Annotated in this window: 7 protein-coding genes; 3 read left to right on the top strand and 4 right to left on the bottom strand. The window is 70.6% G+C overall.

The window, feature by feature from the left end; genetic code table 11:
- Nucleotides 1-229: 229 nt before the first annotated feature.
- Nucleotides 230-778 carry a dTDP-4-dehydrorhamnose 3,5-epimerase gene (gene rfbC / locus ACX93N_RS08960; RefSeq protein WP_459428070.1) on the bottom strand — a complete coding sequence of 183 codons (549 nt, stop codon included), beginning with the start codon at nt 776-778 and terminating at the stop codon, nt 230-232.
- On the bottom strand, nt 768-1679 hold the full coding sequence (gene rfbA, locus ACX93N_RS08955; RefSeq protein ID WP_459428069.1) for a glucose-1-phosphate thymidylyltransferase RfbA: 912 nt from the start codon (nt 1677-1679) through the stop codon (nt 768-770). The genes rfbC and rfbA overlap by 11 nt, the downstream gene beginning before the upstream one ends.
- Nucleotides 1680-1874: 195 nt before the next feature.
- Between rfbA and ACX93N_RS08950 the strand changes: the two genes are divergently transcribed.
- The 3 genes from ACX93N_RS08950 to ACX93N_RS08940 are packed head-to-tail and all read left to right on the top strand — an operon-like array spanning nt 1875 to nt 5003.
- Nucleotides 1875-3242: a glycosyltransferase family 4 protein gene (locus ACX93N_RS08950; protein ID WP_459428068.1), complete on the top strand. Its 1368-nt coding sequence runs from the start codon at nt 1875-1877 to the stop codon at nt 3240-3242.
- On the top strand, nt 3229-3930 hold the full coding sequence (locus ACX93N_RS08945) for a class I SAM-dependent methyltransferase (protein ID WP_459428067.1): 702 nt from the start codon (nt 3229-3231) through the stop codon (nt 3928-3930). Before ACX93N_RS08950 ends, ACX93N_RS08945 begins: the two co-directional genes overlap by 14 nt.
- On the top strand, nt 3927-5003 hold the full coding sequence (locus ACX93N_RS08940; protein WP_459428066.1) for a prenyltransferase/squalene oxidase repeat-containing protein: 1077 nt from the start codon (nt 3927-3929) through the stop codon (nt 5001-5003). Before ACX93N_RS08945 ends, ACX93N_RS08940 begins: the two co-directional genes overlap by 4 nt.
- Nucleotides 5004-5034: 31 nt before the next feature.
- On the opposite strand, the gene ACX93N_RS08935 is transcribed toward ACX93N_RS08940, so the two are convergent.
- Nucleotides 5035-5652, bottom strand: coding sequence for a class I SAM-dependent methyltransferase (locus tag ACX93N_RS08935; protein WP_459428065.1), 618 nt, complete (start codon nt 5650-5652; stop codon nt 5035-5037).
- Nucleotides 5653-5662: 10 nt separating this feature from the next.
- Entirely contained in the window at nt 5663-7090 is a 1428-nt protein-coding gene (locus ACX93N_RS08930) for a TolC family outer membrane protein (RefSeq protein ID WP_459428064.1), read from the bottom strand.
- Nucleotides 7091-7200: the final 110 nt, after the last annotated feature.

Genomic DNA, 7200 nt, shown 5'->3' with positions numbered 1-7200 from the left:
GGGTCGCTCCCCGATACACGCTTTGTGAGAGAAGCCTCCCGCCCTCGCCCCTGGCGCCGTACCGATTGTCAGCGCGGTTGAATTTGCACGGCGGTAGGGGCGGGTGCCGGGGGGCGTCCCCACAAAGCGTGTATCGGGGAGCGACTGGGGACGCCCCCCGGCATCCGCCCCGGGAATCCGCCATGAGCCATCACAGAATAACTGAATACAGCAGGCGAGCGGCGCCCGTTCAGCCCAGCAGCGGTGCCTCGGCGAAAGCCAGGCCCTGGCGGTCCTTGTCGGACAGGCGCGGCGGCTCGTCGCCGGGGATCGGCCAGTCGATGCCGACCGTGGGATCGTCCCAGGCGAGGGTGACCTCGGACTCCGGGTGGTAGCGGTCCGTGCACTTGTAGAGAAAGTCGGCGCTCTCCGAGAGTACGTAGAAACCGTGGGCGAAGCCCGGCGGCACCCAGAGCATGTGGTGGTTGTGGTCGCCGAGTTCCGCGCCGACCCACCGGCCGAGAGTCGGGCTGTCGCGGCGCAGGTCCACGGCCACGTCGAAAACGCGGCCGCTGGTCACCCGAACGAGTTTTCCCTGGGTGTGTTCCGTCTGGTAGTGCAGGCCGCGCAGCGTGCCCCGGCCCGAGCGGCTGTGGTTGTCCTGCACGAAGGTGAGATCGAAGCCCGCATCGCGGAAGGTGGCGGCGTTCCAGCTCTCGAGGAAGAACCCCCGGCTGTCGCCGAAGACCCGGGGCTTCAGGAGGTAGACGCCGGGGATTGCCGTGGCTTCAAAGTCCATCGAACACCGCCATGTCGCCCTGGAGCAGGCGCTGCAGGTAGAGGCCATAGCCGCTCTTCTCGAGCGGCGCGGCGAGCGCCTCGAGCTGGGCCGCGTCGATGTAGCCCATGCGGAAGGCGATTTCCTCGGGGCAGGCGATCTTCAGGCCCTGGCGCTCCTCGACCACGCGGATGAAGTTGGCGGCATCGAGCAGCGAATTGTGCGTGCCCGTGTCCAGCCAGGCGGTGCCGCGGCCCATGACTTCCACCCGCAGGTCGCCGCGGGCGAGGTAGGCCCGGTTGACGTCGGTGATCTCGAGCTCCCCCCGGGCCGAGGGCCGGATGCCGGCCGCGATGTCGACCACGTCATTGTCGTAGAAGTAGAGGCCGGTGACCGCGTAGCTCGAACGCGGCTGCGCCGGCTTTTCCTCGATGTCGATGGCTACACCGGCCTCGTCGAAGGCGACCACGCCGTAGCGCTCCGGGTCCTGCACGTAGTAGGCGAAGACCGAGGCCCCGTGCTCCCGGGCGGCGGCGCTGCGCAGGGAGTCGGTGAAGCCGTGGCCGTAGAAGATGTTGTCGCCGAGGACGAGCGCCGCCGGGGCCCCGCCGATGAATTCCCGGCCGAGGATGAACGCCTGGGCGAGGCCGTCCGGGCTCGGTTGCACCGTGTACTGCAGGCTGATGCCCCACTGGCTGCCGTCGCCGAGGAGGTCGGCGAAGGCACGCTGGTCCCGCGGGGTGGTGATGACCAGGATATCGCGGATGCCCGCGGCCATGAGCGTGGCCAGCGGGTAGTAGATCATGGGTTTGTCGTAGACGGGCATGAGCTGCTTGCTCACGGTGCTGGTGAGCGGGTGCAGGCGGGTGCCGCTGCCGCCGGCGAGGATGATGCCCCGGTAGCTGGTCTCTCCTGTGGCCATGGCTCGCCGCTCCGTCCCTGGGGCCGGCCAGTATAGCGACGGCGGGCGGGCCCTGTCGCCCCGCCGTCGCCGCGTGAGCGCGCTCCGACGGGTGAATTTCCCCGGCGCCGTTGTTAACATTGGCAACTTTCCGGCAGGAGAACTCGCCCGCCCGATTCCCCCCTCTACCGCGTGCCCCGCGAGGCGCCGGGAGAGGTGCGCACGCGGGGCCGGCACCGATCGGGGGACGCCGAGATCACACAGTTCGACAACAACCTGGCCCTGCTCCGCGAGGGCATCCCGGCCGCCGGGCCCATGCCGCCTCCGCCCGGGGCCGCCGCCGCGCTCGACCGGCCGCTGCGTATCGCCCTCCTCGGCTATCGCAGCCAACCCTACGGCGGTGGGCAGGGCATCTACCTCAAGTACCTGAGTAAGGCACTGGTCGATGCCGGTCACCGGGTCGACGTGATTTCCGGTCCCCCCTACCCCCACCTCGACCCGCGGGTCCCGCTCATCAAGCTGCCGAGCCTGGACCTGTTCGAGCACGGTCTCGGCTCCCTGCGGCCGCGCCACCTGGCCTCCTTTACCGACATGGTCGAGTGGACGAGCAAGCTCACCGGCGGCTTCGCCGAGCCCTATACCTTCGGCCGCCGGGCGGTGAAGTACCTGCGCCGGCACCGGGACCGCTACGACCTCGTGCACGATAACCAGAGCCTGTCCTACGGCATGCTGACGCTGCAGCGCCTCGGCATCCCCCTGGTCAGCACCATCCACCACCCGATCACCCACGACCTGCGCCTCGCCCTCGCCGCTGCGCGCGGCCCGCTGGAGCGGCTGCTGATCCGGCGCTGGCACAGCTTCCTGGGCATGCAGAAACGCGTGGCCCGTGGCCTTGACCACGTTGTCACGGTATCCGAGTGCTCCCGCCGCGACATCGGCGCGGACTTCGGCATCGACCCGGCCCGGGTCGACCTGGTCTACAACGGCATCGACACCGCCGTCTTCCGGCCGCTACCCCACGTTGCGCGGCACCCGCGGCGGCTGATGGCGACGGCCTCCGCCGATGCGCCGCTGAAGGGCCTGCGCTACCTCCTGCTGGCCTACGCCGAACTCCTGCGCGAAGCCCCCGATCTCGAACTGCTGGTTATCGGCCGGCCCCAGCCCGGCGGCAAGACCGAGCAGCTGATCGACCGGCTCGGGCTCGCCGGCCGCGTGCGCTTCGAGAGCGGTATCAGCACCGAGACGCTGGTGCAGCGCTACGCGGAGGCGACCGTCGCCGTGGTGCCCTCGCTCTACGAGGGCTTCGGCCTGCCCGCGGGTGAGGCCATGGCCTGCGGCGTGCCGGTGGTGGCGACCGATGGCGGCGCCCTGCCGGAGATCGTCGGCGACGCCGGCGTCACCGTGCCGCGGGGCGATGCGCCGGCGCTCGCCGCCGCCTTGCGCGGCCTCCTCGACGACCCGGCGCGCCGCGAGGCGCTCGGCACCGCCGGCCGGCGCCGCATCGTGGACAACTTCAGCTGGTCTGTCTGCGCCAGCGCGATGGTCGCCTACTACCGCAGCGTTCTTGCCCGTGCAGACCGTTGATTTCAGTTTCCTGGCCCTGCCCGCCGGGGCCCGGGTGCTCGACCTGGGCTGCGGCGAGGGGCGTCACGTGCACGGCGCCGCCTTCGCCGGTTTCGAGACCGTGGGGGTCGACCTGTCCCTCGACGACCTCACCACGGCCCGCGCGCGCCTGGCGGAGCTGCCGCCGCCCGCCCCCGCGGCGGTGGTGGCCGCCGACGCGCTCACGCTGCCCTTTGCCGATGGCGCTTTCGACGCGGTGATCATGAGCGAAGTGCTCGAGCACATCCCGGACTATCGCGCCGCCCTGGCCGAGGCGACCCGGGTGCTCCGCCCCGACGGGCTGCTCTGCGTGAGCGTGCCGCGGGCCTGGCCGGAGCGCCTGTGCTGGCGCCTGAGCCGCGCCTACCACCAGGTGCCCGGCGGCCACCTGCGCATCTTCCGCCGCGAGGTCCTGGAGCGGGAAGTCGCCGGCGCGGGCTATCGCTGCTACCACCGGCACGGCGCGCACGCGCTGCACGTCCCCTACTGGTGGTTGCAGTGCCTGTGCTGGGAACGCCGCGAGCGCAGCTGGCTGGTGCGCGCCTGGCACCAGCTGCTCGTGTGGGACATGCTGAAGGCTCCCTGGCTGACCCGCCGCCTCGAGAAGCTCCTCGATCCCTTCCTGGGCAAGAGCGTGGTGCTCTATTTCCGCCGCGAGGCCGCCTCGTGAGCGGGCCCTACCTGAGCCCCGGCCTCTTCCCGCGGGACCTGCTGCGGCCGACGGTGCAGTTCATCCTCGACAGCCAGTGCGAGAGCGGCGAGATCCCCTGGTTCCCGGGCAACTACACGGACCCCTGGGACCACGTGGAGGCGGCCATGGGCCTGGCCATCGGCGGCGAGATCGAGGCCGCCGAGCGCGCCTACGCCTGGCTCGCAGCACGGCAGCTCGAGGATGGGAGCTGGTGGGCGGCCTACCGCGGCGAACTGCCGGACAACCGCGAGCGCCGGGAAAGCAACTTCGTCGCCTACGCCGCCACCGGCGTCTGGCACCACTACCTCGTGACCGGAGATGACGCGTTCCTCGAGCGCTACTGGCCGATGGTGGAGCGGGCCGTGACCTTTGTGCTGTCGCTTCAATCGGCGCACGGCGAGATCGACTGGGCCGTGGACGGCGACGGGCGGCCGAAGGGTGACGCGCTCGTGACCGGCTGCAGCTCCATCTACAAGAGCCTCGAGTGCGCGAGCAATATCGCGGTGACCCTCGGCCGGCCGCGCCCGGGCTGGCTGCGTGCCCGGGCGCGGCTCGGCGAGGTTCTGCGCCGGCGTCCGGAGCGCTTCGACCGCAGCTGGGAAAGCAAGGCGCGCTTCTCCATGGATTGGTTCTACCCGGTCCTCACCGGGGCGGTGCAGGGTGCGGCGGCGCGGGAGCGCCTCGCCGCGCGCTGGGAGGCCTTCGTCGAGCCCGGACTCGGCTGCCGCTGCGTGGTGGAGGAACCCTGGGTGACCGTGGCCGAGTCCTGCGAGCTGGTCATGGCCCTGCTCGCCGCCGGCGACCACGCCCGGGCGGTCGAGCTCTACAGCTGGCTGCACCAGTGGCGCGACGGCGACGGCGCCTACTGGACCGGTTACCAGTTCGTGGAGGACCTGCTCTGGCCGGCGGAGAAGCCCACCTGGACCGCCGGTGCCGTGCTCCTCGCCGCCGATGCCCTCACCGGCCATACGGGTGCCGCTCGCCTGTTCACCTCGGTGGAACTGCTGGGTGGCGGCGAGGCCCGGGAAAGCGCGCGTCCGCCGCGCTTGTAGGCGCCGGCGTCCGCGCCGCGCGCACGGCCTGCTACAGTCGCCTGAGGATCCGCAGGCTCTCCGCGGCGTCGATCTCGGCGAACAGCCCCGAGTCCAGCGCCAGCCGGCGCACCGCCGCCGGCGCCTGGCCGCCGCTTGCCGGGTCCGGGTAGACGTCGTGAATGGCGAGGACGCCGCCCCGGGCGACCTTGCCGGCCCAGGCGCGGTAGTCCGTCAGCGCGGCGTCGAGGCTGTGTCCACCGTCGATGAACACCAGGCCAGCCGGTCCCGGGAAGTGGCTGGCGAACAGCGTGCCTTCCGCCACCACGGGCAGCACGAAGGCTTCGAGGCCCGCGCTGGCAATGGTCTGGCGAAAGCTGCGGAAAGTATCCACCGCGCCCGTGGCCGGGTCGAGGAGGGCGGGGTCGTGAAAGGCCTCGCCGGGCTGGTGCTCCTCGGAGCCGCGGTGGTGGTCCACCGCGTAGAGGGCGCCGCCTACGTCGCGGCAGGCGCAGCCCAGGTAGACGGTAGAGCGGCCGCAGTAGCTGCCGATTTCGACCAGGGGGCCGAGCGGGGCCGCCCCGCAACCGTGCCGGTAGAGGGCCTCGCCCTCGTCCGGCGCCAGGAAGCCGGGCACACGGTCGATGGCGACGGGCAGCTCGAGGCCCATGGCGACGGGGCTACTCCTCCCTGCCGTCCTCGGAGGCCGTGGGCGGCGGCGGCTCGACCAGGGAGCCGTCGAGGCGGTAGATGTCCTCGGGGCTCAGCAGGCCCGCCTGCTCCTTGAGCCGCAGCATGTTCAGGATGTAATCGTAGCGGCTGTTGGCGTAGTCGCGCTGGGCGGCGAACAGCGTGTTCTGGGCATTGAGCACATCGACCACGTTGCGGGTGCCCACTTCGTAGCCCGCCTGGGTGGCATCCAGGGCGCTCTTCGAGGAGACGATGCTCTGCTTGCGCGCCGCCACCTGGGCGACGTCACTGAGTACCGTCAGGTGCAGCGAGCGGGCCTCGGTCACCGTGTTGCGCGACAGGTTGATGCGGTTCTCCCGCGCGGCGATGAACTCCTGGGCGGCGCGCCGGCGGTTGGCGCTGATGGCGCCGCCGGAGTAGAGAGGCAGGTTGACCTCGATACCGAAGGCGGTGACATCTCGCTCCTGGTCCGGCGGGAAGTTGAAAATGCCGGCCGGGTCCTGGAAGCGCGAGCCGGTGGTCTCGGACTCGGAATACTGGGCGGTACCGCTGATCGTGGGGGCGTGCGCGAGCTTGCGCGCCCTGGCGTTCTGCCGCGCGGCCTCCTCGGCGTACTGTGCCGCCTGCAGGTTGAAGTTGTTCTCGAGGGCGAACTCGACCCAGGCGTCGCGCTCGATCGGGTCCGGCTTCTTCGGTTCGAAGGCCTCGGCGAGCACCTCGAGATTGTCGTGGCGCTTGCCGGTGAGCACGCTCAGGCGCTCCTGCGCCACGTCGAGGGCGTTCTCGTCGCGGATACGCGTGACCTGCGCGAGGTCGTAGGCGGCCTGGGCCTCGTAGACGTCGGTGATGGCGATCAGGCCGACCTCGAAGCGCTGCCGGGTCTGCTCCAGCTGCCGCTCGAAGGCGCGCTCCTGGGCCCGGGAGGCCTCGAGGTTGTCGGCGGCCCGCAGGACGCCGAGGTAGGCTTCAACGACGCGGACGATGAGGTTCTGCTGGTTGGCCGCGAAGGTGGCTTCCGCCTGCTTCGTCAGCTCCTTGCCAGACTGGAAGCTGAACCAGGCGGGAAGGTCGAAGATTGCCTGGGACAGGGACACCTGGTAGGTGTCGACATCTGTCTTGGTGTTGTCGAAGGTATCGCCGATGATCGGCGTGCCCGAGCCGTCGAAGCCGATGATGCCGGGAGCCGTGGTCTCGACGTCCGAATCCTGGAAGCTGTAGCCCGCGCTCACCTGCGGCAGCAGCGCCGACAGCGCCACTTTCTCGTCCTCGAGGGCGGCCCGGTACTGTGCCTCCTCGGCCTTGAGCTGGGCGTCGTTCTCCAGCGCCAGCTCGTAGATATCGGTGAGCGACTCGGCGCCGGCGGTCCCGCTGAGCAGGGCCAAAGCCAGCGCCAAGGGGGCCGCGCCAGGTAATTTCATGCGAAAGATCCTGTGTCTTGTCAGTCGGGCTTGCCGCCAGCCGAGTTTAACAGGGGGCCCGGCGGCGGCGCAGGGGCCTGTGCAACAGTTAACAAAAAAAGAACCCCCCG

The organism is Pseudohaliea sp. (assembly GCF_054552115.1).
This window is presented reverse-complemented; position numbering and strand designations above follow the sequence as displayed.